17 protein-coding genes and 2 pseudogenes are annotated in these 21,175 nt (G+C 58.2%); 13 read left to right on the top strand and 6 right to left on the bottom strand.

From position 1 onward, the window contains the following. Positions 1 to 185 precede the first annotated feature (185 nt). Positions 186 to 821, bottom strand: a complete 636-nt coding sequence (locus OSC37_RS11000) for an IS6 family transposase (RefSeq protein ID WP_267161519.1) — start codon at positions 819 to 821, stop codon at positions 186 to 188. A 98-nt stretch (positions 822 to 919) separates the two neighbouring features. Here OSC37_RS11000 and OSC37_RS10995 point away from each other — a divergent pair, with 98 nt between their 5' ends. Continuing rightward, the gene (locus OSC37_RS10995; RefSeq protein ID WP_267161518.1) at positions 920 to 2,209 is read left to right on the top strand and encodes an RNA-guided endonuclease TnpB family protein; all 1,290 of its coding nucleotides are present in this window, start codon (positions 920 to 922) and stop codon (positions 2,207 to 2,209) included. Positions 2,210 to 2,217: 8 nt separating this feature from the next. Here the strand turns inward: OSC37_RS10995 and OSC37_RS10990 are convergent, their stop codons facing one another. Then, positions 2,218 to 4,446, bottom strand: a complete 2,229-nt coding sequence (locus OSC37_RS10990) for a hypothetical protein (RefSeq protein WP_267161517.1) — start codon at positions 4,444 to 4,446, stop codon at positions 2,218 to 2,220. Between the two features lie 1,434 nt (positions 4,447 to 5,880). On the opposite strand from OSC37_RS10990, the gene OSC37_RS10985 reads away from it, so the two are divergent. Then, a complete protein-coding gene (locus OSC37_RS10985; protein WP_267161516.1) occupies positions 5,881 to 7,254 on the top strand; it encodes an ATP-binding protein in 1,374 nt (457 codons plus the stop codon). An 84-nt stretch (positions 7,255 to 7,338) separates the two neighbouring features. Here the strand turns inward: OSC37_RS10985 and OSC37_RS10980 are convergent. Beyond that, positions 7,339 to 7,857, bottom strand: a pseudogene (locus OSC37_RS10980) (IS200/IS605 family accessory protein TnpB-related protein); the annotation flags it as partial. A gap of 142 nt (positions 7,858 to 7,999) precedes the next feature. On the opposite strand from OSC37_RS10980, the gene tnpA reads away from it, so the two are divergent. Both tnpA and OSC37_RS10970 read left to right on the top strand, forming a co-directional pair. Further along, the gene (gene tnpA, locus OSC37_RS10975) at positions 8,000 to 8,389 is read left to right on the top strand and encodes an IS200/IS605 family transposase (RefSeq protein WP_267161515.1); all 390 of its coding nucleotides are present in this window, start codon (positions 8,000 to 8,002) and stop codon (positions 8,387 to 8,389) included. Further along, positions 8,386 to 9,797 (top strand): annotated as a pseudogene (locus OSC37_RS10970) (RNA-guided endonuclease InsQ/TnpB family protein). Before tnpA ends, OSC37_RS10970 begins: the two are co-directional and overlap by 4 nt. Positions 9,798 to 10,069: 272 nt before the next feature. Here the strand turns inward: OSC37_RS10970 and OSC37_RS10965 are convergent. Beyond that, positions 10,070 to 11,122 carry a DUF1616 domain-containing protein gene (locus OSC37_RS10965; protein ID WP_267164182.1) on the bottom strand — a complete coding sequence of 351 codons (1,053 nt, stop codon included), beginning with the start codon at positions 11,120 to 11,122 and terminating at the stop codon, positions 10,070 to 10,072. A gap of 193 nt (positions 11,123 to 11,315) precedes the next feature. On the opposite strand from OSC37_RS10965, the gene OSC37_RS10960 reads away from it, so the two are divergent. From OSC37_RS10960 to OSC37_RS10920, 9 genes are all read left to right on the top strand, one after another. Then, a complete protein-coding gene (locus OSC37_RS10960; protein WP_267161513.1) occupies positions 11,316 to 11,480 on the top strand; it encodes a PGF-CTERM sorting domain-containing protein in 165 nt (54 codons plus the stop codon). A gap of 59 nt (positions 11,481 to 11,539) precedes the next feature. Further along, entirely contained in the window at positions 11,540 to 12,127 is a 588-nt protein-coding gene (locus tag OSC37_RS10955) for a riboflavin synthase (protein WP_267161512.1), read from the top strand. Between the two features lie 96 nt (positions 12,128 to 12,223). Further along, on the top strand, positions 12,224 to 12,877 hold the full coding sequence (locus tag OSC37_RS10950; protein WP_267161511.1) for a lactate utilization protein: 654 nt from the start codon (positions 12,224 to 12,226) through the stop codon (positions 12,875 to 12,877). A 44-nt stretch (positions 12,878 to 12,921) separates the two neighbouring features. Further along, complete coding sequence (locus OSC37_RS10945; RefSeq protein ID WP_267161510.1) at positions 12,922 to 13,755, top strand: TatD family hydrolase; 834 nt, start codon at positions 12,922 to 12,924, stop codon at positions 13,753 to 13,755. A 94-nt stretch (positions 13,756 to 13,849) separates the two neighbouring features. Next, positions 13,850 to 14,419: a type IV pilin N-terminal domain-containing protein gene (locus OSC37_RS10940; protein ID WP_267161509.1), complete on the top strand. Its 570-nt coding sequence runs from the start codon at positions 13,850 to 13,852 to the stop codon at positions 14,417 to 14,419. A 145-nt stretch (positions 14,420 to 14,564) separates the two neighbouring features. Continuing rightward, positions 14,565 to 14,903, top strand: a complete 339-nt coding sequence (locus OSC37_RS10935; RefSeq protein WP_267161508.1) for a hypothetical protein — start codon at positions 14,565 to 14,567, stop codon at positions 14,901 to 14,903. Between the two features lie 81 nt (positions 14,904 to 14,984). After that, positions 14,985 to 15,566, top strand: a complete 582-nt coding sequence (locus OSC37_RS10930) for a DUF2150 family protein (protein ID WP_267161507.1) — start codon at positions 14,985 to 14,987, stop codon at positions 15,564 to 15,566. 137 nt (positions 15,567 to 15,703) lie between these two features. After that, complete coding sequence (locus OSC37_RS10925; RefSeq protein ID WP_267161506.1) at positions 15,704 to 16,120, top strand: type IV pilin domain-containing protein; 417 nt, start codon at positions 15,704 to 15,706, stop codon at positions 16,118 to 16,120. Positions 16,121 to 16,168: 48 nt separating this feature from the next. Further along, positions 16,169 to 18,583: an Ig-like domain-containing protein gene (locus OSC37_RS10920; RefSeq protein WP_267161505.1), complete on the top strand. Its 2,415-nt coding sequence runs from the start codon at positions 16,169 to 16,171 to the stop codon at positions 18,581 to 18,583. A gap of 74 nt (positions 18,584 to 18,657) precedes the next feature. On the opposite strand, the gene OSC37_RS10915 is transcribed toward OSC37_RS10920, so the two are convergent. Both OSC37_RS10915 and pdhA read right to left on the bottom strand, forming a co-directional pair. After that, positions 18,658 to 19,740, bottom strand: coding sequence for an alpha-ketoacid dehydrogenase subunit beta (locus OSC37_RS10915; RefSeq protein ID WP_267161504.1), 1,083 nt, complete (start codon positions 19,738 to 19,740; stop codon positions 18,658 to 18,660). After that, the gene (pdhA, locus tag OSC37_RS10910) at positions 19,737 to 20,867 is read right to left on the bottom strand and encodes a pyruvate dehydrogenase (acetyl-transferring) E1 component subunit alpha (protein WP_267161503.1); all 1,131 of its coding nucleotides are present in this window, start codon (positions 20,865 to 20,867) and stop codon (positions 19,737 to 19,739) included. The genes OSC37_RS10915 and pdhA overlap by 4 nt, the downstream gene beginning before the upstream one ends. Positions 20,868 to 21,175 lie beyond the last annotated feature (308 nt).

Raw genomic sequence — 21,175 nt, 5'->3', positions numbered from 1 at the left:
CGGGCTGATCTCGATGCGTGACCGCCGCTACTGTGCGTGGTTTGCTGCTGTACATCGTGCTGTGGTACGTACATGGTTTCATCTTTGCTGTAGCGAGGGAATCCCGCCGTTCACGGCGGGAAGGAATCGCGTTCGAGTAGCTGTGCGCTCACACGCTCGTCGGCTACCTGTCTGTCCGGTAGTGTTCAGATAAGCTGATTCCATGCGAAGCTGAATGATCTGAGCCAGTCGTCAGCTGTGTCTGCGTTGGCGTTGCTGAAACAGTTTGAAAACGAAGAGGTTCGGCGCTTTACCTCTCGAAAGACACGCTCGACACTATTCCGATTTCCATGGCGTTCGTATCTGAAATCGAGGCCGTGCCGAGAGCAGGCATCTTTCAGTTGTGGTGCGCCATCAATGAGAAACACCGCGTCGTCAACGTCGTGTTTCTCACGAAGTTCGGCAAAGAACGCGCGAGAGATAACGCTCGTTCTCGTCGGTTCAAGCTTTGTGTGAAGTAATTTGTTCGCTTTCGGATCGACGGCAGCGTACAGCCAGTATTGCTCGTCATTGAGTCGGATCACGGTTTCGTCGACCGCAACGTGATCCGGACTCTGCCCATCTTCGGGCTGTAGATCCGCTTTGTGAACCCAGTTGTGAACAGTAGAACGAGCACGTTCGACACCGAATATCTCAAGTATTGAAACAGTATTCGAGAGCGATAGGCCAGCAAGATGCAGCTGAATACTGAGCTTCATCAAAAACCGCGGTGTCGCTTCGCGTTCAACAAACTCTAAGTCGATCTGGTCGATACTACCGTTGAGGCGGGCGATTTTCGGCATGGACACTGAAAAACCGACCCGCCTCATTCTTCAATCCTTATCTGAACACCACCATTCATGGGCTTTTTCTGTGTTACGGCATAAGTACCTGTTGTCCAATGACGGGGACCGCCACCAAGACGCTCGAAGCCACGCTCGCGCCACCTACGGCGCACAAAGAGCGACGGCTTCACCGGACGGTGGCGACGTATCGCCGCGCCCTCGAAGATGCCTTTGAGAGCGGTTGTGATACGCAAACGGCGGTCAACGATGTGGTCACGCCGTACAACCTCACGTCCTACGCGAAAGACGCGCTTAAGAACTATGTGCCGAAACTTCGGGGCACGTACAACGCTTCAGAGCTAGACGACGACCACCCGATACGGTTCACCAACCGAGGGTGGGCGCTCGACCACTCACCAGAGCGAATACACGAGTTTTGCTGGAAAGTCCCGCAGGCCGGGCGTGGCACGTCGTTCTGGATACCGTTGCGTATCAATCCCGAACAGCGTGACCTGTGGACAGACCTTCTCGACGGCGACGTAGCGGTAGGCGAGTTTCGGCTACACCAGCACCGCACATCGTGGCGGCTACACGTTACCGTCGAGTACGAGATACCGGTGCCGGAGACACCGGACGACCCAACGCCGGTCGGCTTCGATATTGGCGAATCCATGTTGCTCGCGGGCTGTGCCTTCGAGCAGGATGGACCGACAGACCCGCTCTTCGTAGACGGGGGCCGCGCTCGCCACCTTCGGAAAGAGATACACACGACGCTCAAGCGACTGCAAGAGCGAGACGCCGCCGAGTGGCGAATAGACGAGCGATTCGACCACTACCAGAACGCGCTCACTGATATTGTCGAGAAGACGTCTCGGCGGGCCGTCGAGTACGCCCGTGGCTTCAAGGACGCCGTGATAGTCCTTGAGGACTTGACCTACATCCGTGAGTCGCTGGACTACGGCAAATGGATGAACCGGCGACTCCATGCGTGGGCCTTCGCCCGATTGCAGGGCCGTATCGAGAACAAAGCGCGAGACGCTGGTATCCCGGTCAAATACGTCCACTCGCACCATACGTCGCAAACGTGCCATGCGTGCGGCCACATCGGCTCTCGTGGCTCGCAGGCGGAGTTTCGATGCACGAACGACGAGTGTTGGGTGACGGAGTATCAGGCCGACCTGAACGCGGCGGCGAACATAGCCAGCCGCTTAGACCCGTGGGGAGAGAGTCTGTCTTGGAAACCGGCAGACGATGACTTGCCACGGGGCGGGAGTGCTTGTGACTGCACCACGGAACACCGAGAGGCGAGTCGGAAATCCCGACAGACGACCCTTTCGGCGTATGGTTCCGAAACCCCAGAATCAGCTACCGACCTTGTAGGAAGCCCCGCCGTTCACGGCGGGTGAGGAAGTCACTAGGTATAGATTGCTTGTGCGAGCCGCAGTGCGAGCTGATTTGCCGTCGAGTCCGACTTGAGACACTGTGGCAATGTCTCCTGTCCCGGCACGTGTGGGTAGCGCCAGTCCCGGTCGAACAGCACCGGTAGACGCCCTTCAGGCCGTTGTGGGAGTTTGTCACCATCCTCATAGTCGGTCAGTGTCTTAATGGACCAATCAACATCTGCTGTCGATGGAAATCGCCCTGTTGTCTGTGGAGCGATATACTGACGGAACTGCGGCGTGACTGTGTCTGCCGATAGTTGTGCGCCAGGGGCCTGATACGTGAACGTATTGAGGAACCATTCCAGTGCGGCTGTCAACCACGTCTTGTCGCCGGTTGCCACTGGTGCGTCTGGCGTCACGCGAGTGAGTCGTCCATTGTTGACGACGAACACGGTCACGCAATTGAGATACGACAGTTGCGACGGGACGACTGGCAACGGAATTGGATGCTGTGAGAGGTCCGCTGCAAGCCGGTCGACCGAAGGGGCGGTCGCCAACAGTCCTCGTTCCGGGTGAAATACCGAGTAGTGTGGCGGCTCTTTCATAACGCGCAACAACGGCGTGCCTGGATCGGCCGGAGGGTCCGTCATCGGACCAGTCGTGAGTTCAGTGCCGTCAAGCGTGGCTGTGAGGGTGCCGTCTGGAGTGAGCCACCAGTCGACCGTTTCACCGGCGGAACGGAGCGCTACCTCGTTACCGAACGTCCAGAACTGTGTCGAACACGGATACAGTGCGAGATGTGTGTCGCCCGCTGTCTGGAACGGCGTCCGATAGATATCAAATATCTGTTGTGCATCCGCCTCTGTCGCCGTCACGACTGTCACTCCTTGGTTACCACCGCCACGTTCGGCGGCCACGATAAGGTCGCCAGCGACCAGCGTGTCTGCTGTTCCAACGAGGACTGGCTCTGACAATCCATCAGGCGTGGTTCGGACGAACGCCGCCTCCGACGGAGCTCCATCTATTGTCACGGTATCCCCGTACTCACGAAGGCCACGAATCGCTGCCTGCAGTAGGTCAGACGATGGCCTGGGCCACACGTCAACAGCCTCGATTTCGGCTGAAATAGACGTGCCGAACTTCGTCGAGAGACCGCGTCCAAGCGCCTCCCGGTCGGTCCCGCTGGCATCACTGACAGTCGTGACCAAGGTGAGCTGTGGGCGAGCCCGGGCAACCGGATCGCCGGACAACCACCGCCCACCCCCATAGTTCGGAACGAGACCGAGCACACTTGTCAGCGACTCGCGAGCCAACTGCACTGTCGGCGTCACACCAAGCTGTTCGTATACAGCTCGAAGCCGCTCGAAATCGTGATCACGTCCACAGAGGCGGGCGTACTCGTCAACAGTAACGGCACGCATGGTTGTCTCCACGTCGGTTCCGGGACCAATATCGTTGTGAGCGACCATTGCCCCGTGACTTCTACACAGCCCCTCGCCGAGGGTCCGCGCCTGCCAGTCCATCTCACCAAGCCGCCGATAATTCGAAGTGAGCGCATCCGGTTCATACACGCTCCCGAGGTCGCCGTCTACCGGCTCGAGAAGTGCCGCCACATCGTCGCCGTACAAGACCTGCTGTGCGCGCTCGAACCGTGCCAGTTGCTGTTCGACCAGGTAGGTGTCTGCCGTCGTCTTGGCAACCCGTGTGCGGGCGAGATGAGGGGTCTGTTGTTTGGTAAGCGAATGGATGTGCGTTGCAAACGCGCTTTCTGTTCCCGACTGGTCGAACGCGATCTCGTTTGTCGTGGTTCCCACCAGCCGGCATGTTCGTGTCGGAATCGTCCCAACCGGTGTCAGATCTACTTCGACCACATCACAACCGATTCGGTCGGTCAACCGTGCGTCAAGCTCGGCTGCCAGCATCGCTATCGTGTGCTCGACCCCGGCATCCCGAAGTGTTTCGAAGCAGTCTGCTGTGTCGTCAGTCGAGAGGGCATCCTTCCCAAACCCGATGTTCCGGCGGGGACGACTCGAAAAGAGGTACTCATGTTGGTCCCACCCAGGGTATGTGAGTTGTTCGACCATCCTCAACGGCGTCTCGTCGAGAACCTCTGTCACTGCCCTGGACAACAATCCGCCCTTGGGTGTCTCAAACTGAACCTGTGCGTCCGTCACCCCTGGGAAGATAATCCGGACCCATTGTTGTTCCCGGACAACACCATCGGTTACAGCGTCGTCACGTGACTGTAGTTGTCGAAGCATTGGGAGACGGTGTAGACGTATTATCTGGAGTCTCACCACTTACGAACCCACACTGGCGACGTTCTTGATTATCAATCACGTTCATGAAGTGTATCAACTGTATTTTCTATCTATTCAGGTACACCTCGACATTCTAGATATAATAATTTTTGCGCCCAATTCTACTATATGATACTATAATACACAAAATATGGTTGTGAGATAATACACTCAACTATAACATCGGAAAGTCACTACTGGTCTAACATAAAATTTACTATAATATAGTAATATTGGTTGGAATAGTGTTTTTTCGAATTACGAATCGTTCTGAGGGGGTGACTGAGGGGTACCGAAGCCGGCGGTATGTTGGTGAACGGTACGCCGGGCCAAAACTGCATGACAGAAGTTGCTGAGTGGTACCCATCACCGACTGAAAGAAGAAGAATAACCTACCATTCACCGTAGTGTAAACTGACCAGTCGACACACCCTGAGTTAGAACCATCCAATGCCCGATAAAAATATGAAATTATAAAAATACAATGGTAAAAAACATGATTTCATTCGCCATCAGTTGCTCTCAACCGAGGACTGATGAGTTATCCAATGATAACTAAGTGAAAACTCCGTGAGAATCCCCCATTACTTAATTCAGACGGTTAGAGAGTCTCGGACGACCTTCCTACAGAGATACAGCAATTCAACAGATGTGTAGGCTCCGCAGGCCCAGAAGCGGTCGGCGGTGCGAGTTGTCTGTCAGCAACTCTCGGAGGCAGGGGATAGGAAACAGCACGCCAGTCCCCGGACCCGAAGTTGAGAGTTATCTGCTATACTGGATGCCTACAGTAATCGTATATTCTCTATAGTGAGATCCGTCGATAGATATGAATACGGCTGACTCAGTGATCCTCGTACCGAGAGACTTCTGACTTTCAGTATAGAAAGCAGGTGGTTGCGGACTTTCAGGGAAGCAGTCTTAAACTCCAGAGTCCTAGTGACGAGCCAACGATCGAGGGTGTTGGTATTCAAACTCCTGGCTCCGTCCTGAGAATCTAATCACGTCAAATCTGATTCGTCTTGTTCTTCCTTATTTTCAGTCGGAAACTGTTACCCCTCACTAGTCGCCATGTGGTGATTCTACGGAATATACTGTTCACCGTTTATTTTTGTATTCACTATCAAACAGACTACCCATCACTGTACCCCTCATCGCTGTCACCACTGGTTGTTTGAGCCGGGTCCCTCGGTGATTCAGCGAGAGAATCCCGCCCTTCCCGTAAGTGACAAGTGTTCCGACAGTGCGTCGCAACACTCGCCGCTCACGGGGAGACGGGGGTATGCGCTTGTTTCTCTATCAGTGTAGTTAGCGTCGAGATCCGATACATCCTGCAGAGACTCAGTAGCGAGCAAGGAGTTACTTTTTTATGTACACGATAATATTATCGTATGCATAATGATTGATCGCGACGACGAACGGGACTGGCTGCGCTCTCACCTCGAAACCGAAGAGAGGGGCCTCCTCGTCGTCTATGGCCGCCGCCGGATCGGCAAGACAACACTCGTTACCCACGTCCTCGATCACCTCGACAGTCAATCGGTATACTATCTCTGCGATCAGCGTGGGACGGCACACAATGCACGGGAGTTTGCAAACCAGTGTGCAGAGACTCTAGATGACGTTCAGCCCGCTGTCGACACATTCGAGGAGGCATTTCGGTATGTTGCGGGACGTGTCGATGGATCGTTTGTCATCGCGCTGGACGAGTTCTCGTATCTCGTCGACGAGGACGACACGATACCGTCCGTATTCCAGCGAATCGTCGACGACATCCTCGATGACACGCAAATTTCGCTCGTCCTCTTGGGCTCATCGATTTCGATGATGGAAGACGGCGTCTTGAGCTACGAAAGTCCGTTGTATGGTCGCCGGACCGGGCAGTGGCGACTCGAACCACTCACGATCGGTGACGCTGCTGGATTCCTCTCCCCATACACACCAGTAGAGTTGATTCAGGCGTACAGCGTCGTCGGCGGAGTACCAGCGTATCTCGAACAGCTCGATCCCAACACAACTGTGCTGGACAATATCGAGGAACAGGTTCTCTCGAAAGGATCGTTCCTGTACGAGGAGCCCGAATTTCTCTTGCGACAGGAACTGCGAGAGCCAGCCACATACATGGGAATTCTCGAAGCGGTTGCCAGTGGGGCGAGTCGCGTTACCGAAATCGCAAACGAGATCAACCGGGATGCAAGTTCCCTCTCTCGATATTTGCAGAATCTCCGACAGCTTGGACTGCTTGAACAGGAAACGCCGGTGACCGATCCTGATGGCCGAAGCGTGTACCGGCTTGGAGATCAGTTTCTCCGGTTCTGGTTTCGATATGTCGGGCCGAATCGCTCACCGCTTGAACAGGGCCATACCGCTCCAGTCCGTGACACGATTGCGGAAACGTTTCCGACACACGTAAATTGGCTATTCGAGGATGTTTGTCGGCAAGCGGTCCGAACTCCGTCGTTTCCGGTCAGCTGCTCCCGGGTTGGGCGGTGGTGGTACAATGGCGAGGAAATCGACGTTGTCGGCATCGACGAACAGACCGAAACCATCGTCCTCGGCGAATGTAAGTGGACAAGCGAACCGGTCGGGAAATCGCTCCTCTCTGATATTGAAAAACGCACACCGGAGGTTCAGTGGCATGGCACGGACCGGACGGTTCGGTACGCGCTGTTCTCGAAGACTGGGTTCACATCGGATCTTGAAGTGATTGCCGACGAACGATCGGATCTCCACCTGTTCGCACCCGCTGGTATTCTCGCGTTGTTCGAGTGAGGGGCAGTTGGTCACGGACAGCGGGTGACATCCTCCGCGCCGTTCACGACGCGGCTTCCCGGCAGGGGAATACCAGCTAAGCAGTTACTCAATGCTGGCAGTAGGTTCCGACCCGGGGGATTGGTAGGCCGAGAGCGTCATCTGCTGTGGTGAGCTCTGTTCCCGGTGGGTCGTGGCGCTGTCACAGGCGCTCCCATCCCGTGAGATGTCATCGCCTGCCGGTTTCACTGGCAGGCTCTCACCCCACGGGTCGTGGCGGTCCACGATGTTGACCGCCGCGTTAATATCTGCATGGTACTCCGTGACCCAGCACTCGTCGTTCTGACAGCGGAACTCGTCGCCGTTCCGGTAGCCGACGTGTTTGCACTCGTGACACGTCTGGCTCGTGTAGGACGGTTCCACGTATTCAACCGGGATACCAGCCTCTCGTGCTTTGTCCTCAATGCGGTCTTGCAAGCGAGCGAACGCCCACGCATGGAGACGTCGATTCATCCACTCGCCGTAATCGAGATCTTCCCGGATGTCCGCAAGGTCTTCAAGCACAACGACCGGCTTCTCGAAACGTTGGACGTACTCTAGGGCCCGCCGAGACGCCTTCTCAATAAAGATGCAAGCGCATACCCCCGTCTTTAGGCGGGGGTCAAGCGGACAATAGCCTACACCCTCACCGACGACGCTACGGCTGGATTTCCCACCGTCCTATCGGTAGTATTAAGATGCCGACAGACTATAGTGTGCAACACGGATGAAGACCACACGGCACGCGACCTACAACCTCAAATACCACATAGTGTGGTTGCCGAAGTACCGCCAGTCGGTGCTCGTCAACGAGGTCGCCAGCCGTGTGCGGTCCATCCTCCACGAAATAGCCGATGACAAAGGCGTCGAAATACTCGACCTCACCGTACAGCCCGACCACGTTCACCTGTTCGTCAGTAGCCCGCCCAAGAACGAACCGGCGTTGCTCGCCAACTGGTTCAAGGGCATCTCCTCGCGCAAATACAACCACCGATACGCCGACCACGACGGCGAAAAAATCGGATGGGCGAGAGGGTACTACGCAGGGACCGCTGGACACGTTTCGAGCGAGACGGTCGCGAATTATATCCAGCAACACAAGGAGGGGGATTCGTGACCGAACTCACGAAGACGCTCGAACTCAAACTTGTGGACCCGAACGCTCACAAGCGGAAGAAACTCCACGAGACACGAGAAGCGTACCAGAAAGCCCTCCAAGACGCCTTCGACGCCCGATGTACTACGCAGACCGAAGCGAACGACGTGGTGGTCAACTACGACCTGAGCGGGTACGCGAAGAACGCGCTCAAGAAATACGTCCCGCAGTTGACGACGACTTACAACGCGGGCGAACTTCACGACGACCACCCCGTTCGGTTCACCAACGAGGGACTACGCCTCGACCACAAGCCCGAGAACGCAATCGAGTGGTACGTCAAAATCCCTCACCACGAAGACTACCATCTCTGGCTGCCAGCACAACCGAATCCCGACCAACGGGACTGGCTGGAAGCATTGAACGCGGGTGACGCCGAAATGGGCGAGAGTCGGCTATTCCAGCGGGACGGGGCGTGGTACCTCCACGTCACCGCCACCCGCGACGTGGAGGACTGTTCTGAGGTGTCCGCCGACGAGCGGACGCCGCCAGACGAGTCTGGCGAGCCCTGTCTCGCTGCACTCGACAGGACGCCGATAGGCGTGGACATTGGAGAAGCAAGTCTCGTCACGGTGTGTCACCGCGACAAGAGCGGTTCTCCGGTTCGCCCTCGCCTGTGGGCCGACGACGGCAAAGCCGTTCGTCGCCTCCGTAAAACCTACTTCACCGCCACAAGACGCCTTCAGAAGCGCGGCAGTGAGCGAATCGCAGAGTCTTACGGTGACGCACTGTGGGACCAGATTGACGATGTGTTCCACCGTGTAACCCGCGAGGTCGTGGACTACGCCGAGTCTGTCGAGAATCCAGTGTTGGTGCTGGAAGACCTGACGTACATCCGCGAGACCATGGACTACGGCGGGTACATGAACCGGCGGTTGCACGGCTGGGGCTTTGCCAAGCTCCACGCACAGATTCGCTACAAAGCCGCCGAGAAGGGGATTCCCGTCGAGACGGTGAATCCCCGGAACACGTCGAAGGCATGCCACGCCTGCGGTGAACACGGCTCCCGACCACGACAGGCGACGTTCAAATGCTCGAACGACGGCTGTTGGGTCGGTGAGTATCAAGCCGATGTGAACGGGGCGATAAACATTGCAGACCGCTACCGTAGTGGAGAGAGTCACCACCAAAGCGACCGGGCTGCCCGGCAGAAGGCCGGTGACGATGTCGAGAAAAATCGAAGATTTTTCGACCATTGGAAATCTCTGATTTCCAAGAACTCGGCTACGGATGGGGTCGTCCGAGAGAGCATCGCTCTCTCGTGATCACGAAAATCTTCGATTTTCGAACGACCTCTTTGACCGGGCCACAAGACAGCCACACCGATGCTGAAACCCAGCAGGAGACGTGTGGAACGTATGCGTCTTGAAACCAACAGGCCGCTTCGCTCGGCCTGAAATCCCGTGGTGGGATTCCTCCGCGTCGTCGGGCTACGCCCGACTGCTTGCGGGACTTCGTCCCGCTCTGTTCACGCGGAGGAGGAGGTCAAACACCCTCTGTGGCAATCCATGCATACGCAGGTTCACGGGTGCCGTCGACATATTCTCGACTGCGGGCCAGGCAGCCATGGACAGGAACCGGAGCGGCGCCAAGACGGCACAACAGGAAGCCAAAGGTGAACTCGGTCGGACCGAGGAATGCCTAGTCCTGCGTCACGTTAATCCAGAGGTGGGCATCCCGGTAGGCGTTCTCCGCGGTGGGTGCAGCCGGTGGGCCCCCCTGATAGAGGAGGTACTTGACGCGCAACCGCTCGCCCGCCCGCGTCGGCGTAATGTCCCGAGTTGTCTGCCACGTCCCGTTGTCAGCAACGAGCGGCGAGGAGAACCGGTCGATTTCGGTCCGCTCAATGACAGTCGTCTCGTTACCCTCTCTCTCGACGGTCTGTAACTGCACGACGACTGTGTAGCTGAGCTCCTCGTGCTCGTGGTTTCCGATACCCACCACGACGGGCTGTGGCTCACCGACTGTGAACTCGGTCGGGTAGTCGGCAGCCACCAACTCCTCGTTCTCGTCCTCCGTCAGCAGGTAGAACTCGGTGAACTGTTCGCCCGCGGGCGGGACGACGACGGCGTACCCGACAGCGCCGACGGCCAGGAGAATGCTGGCGACCAGCACCACGTTGAGTGCGCCATCGAGGCGCGTCTCCGGGTTGAACAGCTCCTCGCGCCCCTCGTCTATCCAGTGGCGATACGGTACCCGGAACCGCTCATCGGCGGGGAGCGACCGCCGCCGAAGCGCCGCCAGCCCCGTCGCGACGACGGTGAATCCAGCCACGGTTAACAAGATCGGCACCAGCCGAATCCCCCACGGCGTGAAGTTGAGCACCAGGCCGAGCAGCGGGACAATAGCGATACTCAGTCCAAAGGAGAGCGCGACGCGTTCGATACCATCGATACCGCGGTCTCTGAATCGCGCTGTCGTCTGCGCGTCATCACTCGATTCCATTCCAGAGGCGTTCGCCGTTCCAGTTTTTTCCTCGGAAAAACCCTCTTCAGGCGGTGCTCCGGCCTCGGGAAACAGCGCGGCGACGAAGGCGTATCCCGGTACGAAAAGAATGAAAGCGAGCCCGAAGACCACGCGAAGCGGCGTCTCGTTAAGAACCGGAACGAGAACCGTCACACACGTCGCGGCGACGACTGTGAGGACGGCCGCGAGATCTGCCGGCAACTCGCGTACTGGCTTCGGGAGAACCATCCACAGGCGCGGAGACAGGCGTTCCTTGTCCGGCACATTCTGCCCTTTTCGTAGCTTACTGTTAAGTGTCGCGGTGTTGGAAAAGTCGGCACCAATCGGTTTTCGGTCCGAAATATACTGGCTACTGATACAAGATGTTAGCTCCGTTGGGTTCCGAATACGATCTCGGCCAGGCAGTGACAGTCAGTCGAGTATGGCCGAAGATGAACAGTCCGAGACCGTGAGTGAGGCCGACGAATCCACCGAAACGGCAGAGGACACCGATGGCGACGGTGCCGGGTTCGGTATCGTCGTGGGCCTGCTCGCCCTCGTCGCGGCCGCCCTACTCTCGGTCCGGCGTCGCAACTCCCGGGAGTGAGCGCCACAGGTGGCAGTGTCGACCAACAGCCTTTCGCGGCCCCGACCCCAACCACCAGTATGTTCACCGGCATCGTCGAGGAAACCGGTACCGTGCAGGCGGTCGAAGAAGACGAGGACGGGCTCCGCGTTCGTCTCGGAACCTCCTTCGAAGGCTTCTCTCGTGGACAGAGTATCAGCGTCAGCGGTGCCTGTCTGACCGTCGAGGACTACGGCTCGGGCTGGTTCGAGGTCTTTCTCGCGACCGAGACAATCGAACGGACATATCTGGGCGGTCTCGAACCGGGCGACGAAGTGAATCTCGAACGCGCGCTCCCGGCAGATGGCCGCTTCGACGGCCACTTCGTCCAGGGGCACGTCGACGGCACCGGCACGGTCGAATCCGTCGAGCGCCTCGGCGACGACTGGCGTTTCTCGTTCTCGCTGCCCGAGGACCTCACGCAGTACGTCGTCGAGAAGGGGTCGATTGCCATCGACGGCATCAGTCTCACGGTCGCGGCCTTCGACGGCGAGACGGTCGACGTCGCTATCATTCCCGAGACCTACGAACTCACGACGCTCTCGGAGAAGTCGGCCGGCGACCCGGTTCATCTCGAAGTCGACGTCGTCGCCAAATACGTCGAACAGCTCGTCGACGGCTACCAGTAGCCAGCCACACGCCGAGAAGGCGGTAACACCCGCGTAACCACCTGACACGGATGTCCGCGAGCAGTTAAGATGTAGCCACCGCTAGCGACAGTCGAGATGGCTCAGCGAAAATCTGACTACGCAGAGACCGATATCGAGACGGGACTGGACGAGATCCCTGACGAGGACGCAGTTGACGAGGCAGTCGCCAACCTCGAAGACAACGGGTTCGAGGTCGTCGTCGTCGACTCGTCGGAGGAGGCACTCGACGCGGTACAGTCACAGATTCCCGCGGGCGCGTCGGTGATGAACGGCCACTCGACGACGCTGGAAGAGATTGGATTCGCCGACTATCTCGACAGCGGCGACCACGAGTGGGAGAGTCTCCCGGCCGAAATCTGGAGCATCGACGACGACGAGAAACGCCAGGCCGCCCGCCGCGAGGCACAGACAGCAGAGTACTTCCTTGGCGGTATCAACGCCATCGCACAGACGGGCGAACTCGTTGCGGCCGACCGCTCGGGCAGTCGCATCGGTGCCTACCCCTTCGCCGCCGAGAACGTCGTCATCGTCACCGGCGTCAACAAGATTGTCCCGACGCTCTCGGACGCGCTCGACCGCCTCGAATCGGTCGCCTACCCCCTGGAAAACGAGCGTGCACAGGAGGCCTACGGCGTCGAGTCGGCCATCGCTAAACAGCTTATCTTCCGCCAGGAACTCGAAGAGGACCGGACGACGGTCGTGCTCGTCCGCGAACAGCTCGGATACTGAACAGAGACGAACCTCTTTTGCGGCCGGCCGCCCGATCGTCGAGTATGAGCGAGGACGTTCCTATTCTGGACGACCACCTCCATCTGGACCCGGTCAACGGCCGCGGCGCGGCGGCCGCCGAGGAGTTCGCCGCCGCCGGCGGCACCCACCTGCTCGTGCTCAACAAACCCTCCTGGTCGCTCGTCGACGAGGAGGCCGTCGGGACCCCAGAGGGGTTCCGGGAGACATTCGAGCTGACCTGTGAGGTGACCGACGAGGCGGCGAGGAAGCTGCCCGGCGACGCCTGGCCGGTGCTGGGCGTCCATCCAGGGCTCATCTCCCGGCTCGTCGAAGACGGCCACAGCCCCACAGAGGCCAGAGACATCATGCAACGCGGCCTCGACATCGCCGCCGAGTTCGTCGCCGACGGGCCGGCCATCGCGCTCAAGTCCGGCCGGCCACACTACGAGGTCGACGACGCGGTCTGGGAGGCCTCGAACGAGGTCATGCGCCACGCGTTCGAACTCGCCGGCGAGACGGGCTGTGCTGTCCAGCTTCATACTGAGGGTGGCGACGACTTCACCGAGGTCGCCGAGTGGGCCGAGGATGCTGGCCTCACGCGCGAGCGGGTCGTCAAGCATTATTCCGGTGGGCCGGTCGACGGGCCGATACCGAGTGTCATCTCGAACAAAGACGCGGTTGAGGACGCCGCAGCGGGCGACGAGCCGTTCATGATGGAGACCGATTTCCTCGACGACCCCGACCGGCCAGGTGCGGTGCTCGGACCGAAGACGGTCCCGCGCCGCGTCAACTGGCTGCTCGAAGCAGGCTACGAGGACGCGGTGTACACCGCCCACGTCGAAACGCCAGCGCGGGTGTACGGTATCGAGACGAACTGACGTGCCAGTGAGGCGAACAACACCGTTATTGGTATGTGTGTGCTAACAGCAGAGTATGTGCTCATCCGGCGAGTCGAGACGCGCGGTTTCGCCGGTGATATCGACGATTCTGCTGGTCGCAACCGTAGTTATTATTGCAGCTACGATTTCGGTCTTTGTACTCGGGTTTGGCGAAAACGTCCAAGAACCTGGCCCTGTTGTAGGTCAATCAACTGCCGAATTAGAGCCTGTTAATGGTAGTAGTGGTGGAATTATAACGGTCACACATGTTGCTGGCGATCAGGTGGAAGTAGAGAATATGGAAGTTATTGTGGATGCAAGCGACGCTTGTGGGAAGCGAACACGAGTAGTGAACCTACCCGCATCGTTCTCTGGTCAGTATTATCCTGGTAATCAGCTTGACGAAAGCAACTTCGAGGGAAACGAGAATTTACTTGCCGAAGGGTTTCTGCCACAATTTAATCAAGAAAAGTGGGACGCTAGACTCCTGATGGACACAGCAAATGACCCGACAACGATAGAGAATACATTCAGTGCTGGTAACTCATTCCAATTGCGGATTGCTAAGGGCGGTTGTAATTTAGATGCCGCTGATAAGGTTAGTATCTCTGTTGTGCATACGCAATCAAATTCTATCATACTTGATAAAGAACTCACAGTTTAATAACCTGGCGCGTGCCAGACTCGCGCATTGTATCTTGCACTGGCCGACAAACCAATTTCCCGGCAGATTCCGCTGTTTCATTGAGTTCGGTAAGAGCCTTATCGGTATCACTCACGTCGCCGGTGATCTCGTAGCAGTCGAGAACATGGAGGTCGTCGTAGATGCGACCGACGCATGTGGCGAACGAGCGCGAATTCTTAACCTGCCGTCGGAAGCCAGCAGGTTCGGGTTCGACGGGTTCGCCGACGAGAATCTTGCGGCCGGAGACGATAGCATCATCAGCAAGGGCACGTCCGGGTCGACGTGGGAGGTTGGCGTGCTCCATGTCGAGAATAAAAACACGTTCGAGGCTGGCGAGTCCTTCGAGTTCCGGATAGCAAGTACCGAGTGTGGGCTAAATGATGGCGACAAGATAGACGTTGACCTCGTCCACACAACCACGAACTCCGTCATGGTGACCCAGGAGCTCCGAGTCCGGAACTGACGATATACCGGCCTGTGAGGCCGTCACATGTCAGAAAGTTGCTGTCGAAAGTACTATCCCCGGAGACACGTACGGTTGGGTATGAGCAACGAGCCGGGGGAATACTACACCAAAGACCGCTGGCAGAATTGGATCGACCGCTTACGCGAAGAAGAAATCGACCCCGACGAAGAGGACTCTGCGCGCCTCCTCTTGAATCTCCAAGACGACACGGCGATTGCTGTCGCCAAGATTCTCACCGATTTCGACGAGGAGGTCCTTGACGAGGAGACGACACTCGGAAAACTCGAAGAGATTCAGGAGATCGTCCTCTCGGAAGTCACCTTCGAGAACGAGGACAAAGAGCTACTCATCGAGGGGGTCCAGACCTCCCTGATGTGTGTCTTCCACGCCGCCCACGAGTACGTCGTCGGCGGCCCAGCCGAGGAGGGCACAGCCGAAGAGTACATAGAGGCCGCCGCCGAGGAAGAAGCCAACGAGGACCTCGACGCCGCGCTTGGCTACTGCGTCCAGGCCGGGACGCTCATCATCGACGGCGAAGAGATGGACATGAGCATGGCCGAAGAACTCGAGTTCGGGCTCGTCGCCGAGTGGGTCAAGGGCCTCGACAGCCTCCAGACGGCGATGCGCGACCCCGAGGTCGTCGAGGAAGACGAGGAGTAAGGCCGTCTTCGTGGCTGCTTTTTCCTAATTGTGCCGGTCATCGTATGTGTCGATAGACAGTCCGTTGCCGCCTGAGACTCCTACCAAGCTAAGATGTGACAGAAGTCATTTCAGGTCTTGGCGACGACTCATATACGATGGGCCCACGCTCGAACAGACAGCGCGGCCAGTCCGAGACAATCGGGGTCGTATTACTGTTGGCGGTTGTGCTGACACTGCTTGTCGGAGGCGGTGCAGTTCTCATCGCGGACTGGTACGCCGATACCGAGCGGGACGCGCAGGTCGCTGTCGATAGTAACCTGACAGGGACGAACTTGACGCTCCGTCACATGGGCGGGGATACACTCGACCCTTCGGACGTGCGTGTCGTCGTGCGGGAGGCCGATGAAGACCTGACACTCGCCGACTCGAACGTCAGCGGGACCGCAGACCGCTTCGAACCCGGGAGCACCTGGGAGTATTCGTTCCCCTCACTTCCGGATGAAGTTACGGTCCAGGTGTTTGACACCTCGACGAACACACTGTTACACGAGCGAGCGTACGATGTCAGGTGACAGGGCCGGCAGACAGCTTTTTATCCGCCAGCACACAACCCACTCCCAATGCGCTTTCTGAGGGACGACAGGGGGCAGGCAATCCAGATTGGCGCTGTCCTTATCTTTGGTCTTATCGTGGTCTTTCTGGCGCTCTATCAGGGGTTCGTGGTCCCCAACCAGAACGAGGAAATCGAGTTCAACCACAACCAACAGCTCCAGAGCGAACTCACCGATATGCGTAGCGCCATCATCTCGATGCCGGGCGAGACAACGACGCGGTCGGTCTCGGTCGGCCTCGGCTTGCGGTATCCGTCCAGAGCGGTTTTCGTCAACCCTGGTCCAGTCAGTGGGACATTACGGACCAGTGGGACGACAGACGAGGCGGTGAATCTGACCATCGAGAACGCGACCGCGAGCGGAGAGATCGGCGACTTCTGGAACGACACTGCAGCGTACAACACCGGCGCAATTGAGTACCGGCCAGGGTACAACATCTTCGCGAGCGCACCGCGGACGGCCTACGAGCACAGTGTCCTCTACAACGATTTCGGCGAGAATACGACGCTACCGATAACCGACCAGTCGATAGTCGACGGCAACCGCATCACCCTCGTCACACTGAACGGCACGTTCAGCCAGAGCCGTATCGGCGACACTGCACTCGATTTCGAGCCGGTGAGTACAGAAACCCGGCGCGTCGAGATATTCAATCAGAGCTCGCCGATTACACTCAAACTCCCAACCCGAATGAACGAAAGCGAGTGGGAGGCCGTCTTCGACGAAGAGATGAACGCCAGCGGTGGCAACGTCAAAAACATCAGCGAGACGGCACTGCCGGGCGTCGAGGACTTCTCGCTGCTCGAAGTGACACTCAAGCCCGGCACATACTCGCTCCGGATGGCGAAGGTCGGTTTCGGGACGAATGTCGAACAGACCAGGGAAGCCTACCTGACCGACATCGAGGGAGACGGAGCAGAGATACAAACTGGCGAGACACAGACGCTGACGCTCGAAGTCCGGGACGAGTTCAACAAACCGATAGGCGGTGTCACGGTCAATGGCTCCGCTGAAAACGGCAATTTCACCGGCCCGGATAGCAAGACCGTGACCAAACAGACCGACAGCGAGGGCCAGGTGACAGTCGAGTATGAGGCAAGAAATACCGGCAATAATGCAATCAACTTCACCATCGAGGCGGGATACCAGCCCTCGCCTGATGGGAGTCACGCCGCCGGTACGAAAGAGAACGTCACGATGACCGTGCAGGTGAACGACCCGCCAGAGAGTGTTGGCGGCGGAAACGGTACGTCGGCGTTCGATGTGGAGTGGCTCGACCCGGACCCAAATGATAACTTCGAAACCGAGTGCGATAACAAGAGCTGTACGCTCAATTACACGGAGGCCCAGCAGCTCGATCTCACGCTGAACACGACCGCACAGAACGCGCCGGTCGACTTCGCCGTCAGCAACTCCAGTGTCGGCACGCTCAACCGTAGCAACGGGACGACCGACTCGAACGGCGAAGTGCCAGTGACCTTCCAACCCCAGGCAAACGGCACCGTCGACGTCTACGGCTGGACCGGCGGCGGCGGCGACAGTATCGAGATCACTGTCAAGAACTATCAGCAGGGAAACCAGCAACTTGGTCTAGCAGGTAAAGCTGTCTTTGTAAAGAAAGGTGGAAGCGGGAAAGTTCAACTTGCAAATAGTAGCACAACTACTGAACTCGGCGGAAATGCCGACATAATCGGCCCATTCACCACTGGGTTGGACAGCGACAACCTCGGCAAGATTCCGTACATAAACGGCGACAACGACGAAATCCGGCTCATCAATGAGGGTGGTAACGATGAGCTGCTCATGGATGGAGTAGGGCTACCTACACAGAAATCCCTGCTTGCCGTCGGTGACTGGGACGGGAATCCGACTTCTGTTTATTTCGCTGACTCGAACAGAGAGAGCATCTACCGACAAGACAAGGGTCGGGCAACTGATAATCCTGAGTTAGTTTTAGATGACAGCAACGGTGACGGCGTACGTGCGGTACTTGGGGTGGCCGATATTACGGGCGACGGGGACGAAGAGCTGGTTTTCGAGAATGACAATGATAAGCTTAGTTACTTGAAAAGCGAGAACGGGAGTCCGACCGAAATTACCATTACGGGTAGAGATATCGGCGAAAATAATGCCCCTGGCATTGGTCGTCCAGCGGACTTCAATAATGACGGGGAGGCACGCATCCCAGTGGTAGATGGCAATAATAATCTCGTGCTGGTCGCGAGTGACGGAACAGCAACCGAAATTGTCTCAGGGGATGTGACTAAAGCGCCAATCGCCCCGGTTGATTGGGATGACGACGGTGACCTCGAAATTGTATATCTCGATGGCAACGATCTCAAGTACGTCGATAACCCCCTCGGTTCGGCACAAGTGTCCACAATCAGTACTAATACAGCGAGCGACAGTGCAGGAGTTACATAAGCGAGGTATCAAAAGTAACGCAGAATCCACGGTTTTTCGGACGATATCAATATCAAAACAGGGCGCTCCAGCGCTTAGAACTCCATCGCTTCCCGAATCCCGTCCTGAATCCGGACGGCCTGGGGCAGGTAGTAATCCTCCAGGGCGTGCAGCGGAATGTGGGCGTCGTAGCCCGCGATGCGCTGAATTGGTGCCTCCTGGTACATCAGTGCCTCCTCCTGAATGGTGGCAGCAATTTCCGCGCCGAGGCCGCCGGTCTTGGGTGCCTCGTGGACGATTGCGCCACGGCCGGTCTTCTCGAAGGAGTCGATGATGGTGTCGAAATCGAGCGGCGACAGCGAGCGGAGATCGACAACCTCGCAGTCGATACCCTCCTCGGCGAGTTCCTCGGCGGCGATAAGCGCCGGCCGGGTCATCGCACCCCAGGAGAACACAGAGATATCCGACCCTTCGCGGCGGACAGCGGCCTCGCCAAGGTCGATTTCGTAGGAGCGTTCGGGCACCTCCTCGCGGAACGCCCGGTAGATGAGCTTCGGTTCGAGGAACATGACCGGGTCGGGATCCCGGATAGCAGCCGTGAGCAGGCCCTTCGCGTCGTAGGGCGTCGACGGCGTGACGACCTTCAGTCCTGGTTCGTGGACGAAAAACGCTTCCTTGGACTCGGAGTGGTGTTCGGGCGCGCGGATGCCACCGCCGTAGGGCATCCGGATTACCATCGGGAGGTTGAGCTGGCCGTGCGTGCGGCTCCGCATCCGGGAGGCGTGGCTGACGAGCTGGTCGAAGCCGGGGTAGAGAAAGCCCATGAACTGAATCTCGCCCACCGGGCGCATTCCGGACAGCGAGAGACCGATAGACGAGCCGATGATGCCCGACTCCGCCAGCGGCGTATCGACGACTCGGTCGTCGCCAAACTCCTCGTGGAGCGCGTCCGTCGCGCGGAAGACACCGCCGTTGCGGCCGATGTCCTGACCCAGCATCATCACGCGCTCGTCCTGGCTCATCTCGGTGTGGAGGCCGTCACAGATGGCCTCGACGAGAGTGAGTTCGTCGACACCACCGGGGGGTTCCTCGGGTTTTTCCTGTGTCTCGGGGGCCGATTGGTCGGCCTCGGACTGCTCTTCGACGTTTTCGGCGAGCGTCTCAGCGTAGGAACTCATTCTAACACCTCCGAGAAGGCCTCGTCACCGTACTTCTCGCGCAGCTCGCGGAGTTCGTCACGCTGTGCTTGGAGCCGGTCTGGCGTCTCGCCGTAGACGTGCTCGAAGATGTCGTCGGGGTCGGATTCGAGCGATTCCGCCTCCTCAATTGCGTTCTCGATGCGCCCGTCGACGCGTGACTCGATGGACTCCTGTCGCTCGTCGGTGAGGATTCCCTCGTTTTCGAGGAAGCTCCGGAGCCTGTCGACTGGGTCGCGGTCGCGGTAGTATTCGGGTTCCTCCTCCGAGCGGTAGACGCTGGGGTCGTCCGAGGTCGTGTGTGCGCCAAAGCGGTACTGGATGGACTCGATGAGCGTTGGCCGCCCCTCGCCCGGACCGGGCTCTTTGGCCTTGCGGACTGCGGCGCGGGTGGCCTGGTACACTGCCAGCGGGTCAAGTCCGTCGACCCGGATGCTCTCGACGCCGTAGGCATCGGCTTTGCCGGCGAGGGTATCACTCGCAGTCTGGCGTTCCCGGGGCGTCGAGATCGCCCACTGGTTGTTGTTACAGACGAACACCACGGGCACGTCGAAGACACCGGCGAAGTTCAGTCCCTCGTGGAAGTCGCCCTCGCTGGTCGCGCCGTCGCCGAAGTGACAGAGGACGGCACGGTCCGTCTGGTCTTGGAGCTTGAATCCCCAGGCCATCCCCATCGCCTGTGGAATCTGCGTCGCGATGGGAATGTACTCAGGTATCACGTTTACGTCGTCGGGAACGGCGTATCCCTTACGATGCCCCCGAAGTGGGCCCAGCAGTGAAGACAGGTCCACCCCGTGGACGTGCTTTGCGGCGTGGTCGCGGTAGGTCGGGAACAGCCAGTCCTGCTCGTCAAGCGCGTAGCTCGTGGCAACCTGCGAACCCTCTTGGCCGGTCATCGGGGCGTATGTGGCAATCCGGCCCTGGCGCTGGAGACTGATTGCTCGCTGGTCGAATCGCCGTGCCAGTACCAGCGCCTCGTACATCGCGAGCAGTTCTTCCTCGGAGAGGTCCGGAACCGTCGCGTCCGGGTGGACGGTGCCATCCGCGTCGAGTATGCGTAACCGGTCGTGCTTGTCCTGTTCGTAGATTCCAGAGTTTGCGTGTATCATGTGTGGTTGTTGTATTCGTATTCGGTAGTTGAGTGCCGGTGCGATGTGAGACAGACCGACGAGCCGAGGGTTCGGGGCCAACCTCACCCCTCGACTGTGCCGAACTGCGCGCCGACAACGGCGACCGCAGAGCGTTATCGGATATTAAAGGGAATAAATTGAAGAAGAATTGGTACTGTGCATCCGGCGTCGGTACTTCGGTCAGTCGAACTCGGTCTGACTGCTGCACAGGCGTCGGGGGAACTGCCCCAGTACATACCAGAGATAACGATAGTATCACGGATAATAGTTCTGAAAGTCGTGCTAGC

Source organism: Halovenus salina, assembly GCF_026410925.1.
Taxonomy (GTDB): Archaea; Halobacteriota; Halobacteria; order Halobacteriales; family Haloarculaceae; genus Halovenus; species Halovenus salina.
Note: the sequence above shows the minus strand (reverse complement) of the source record. Positions and strands in the feature narration are given on the sequence as shown.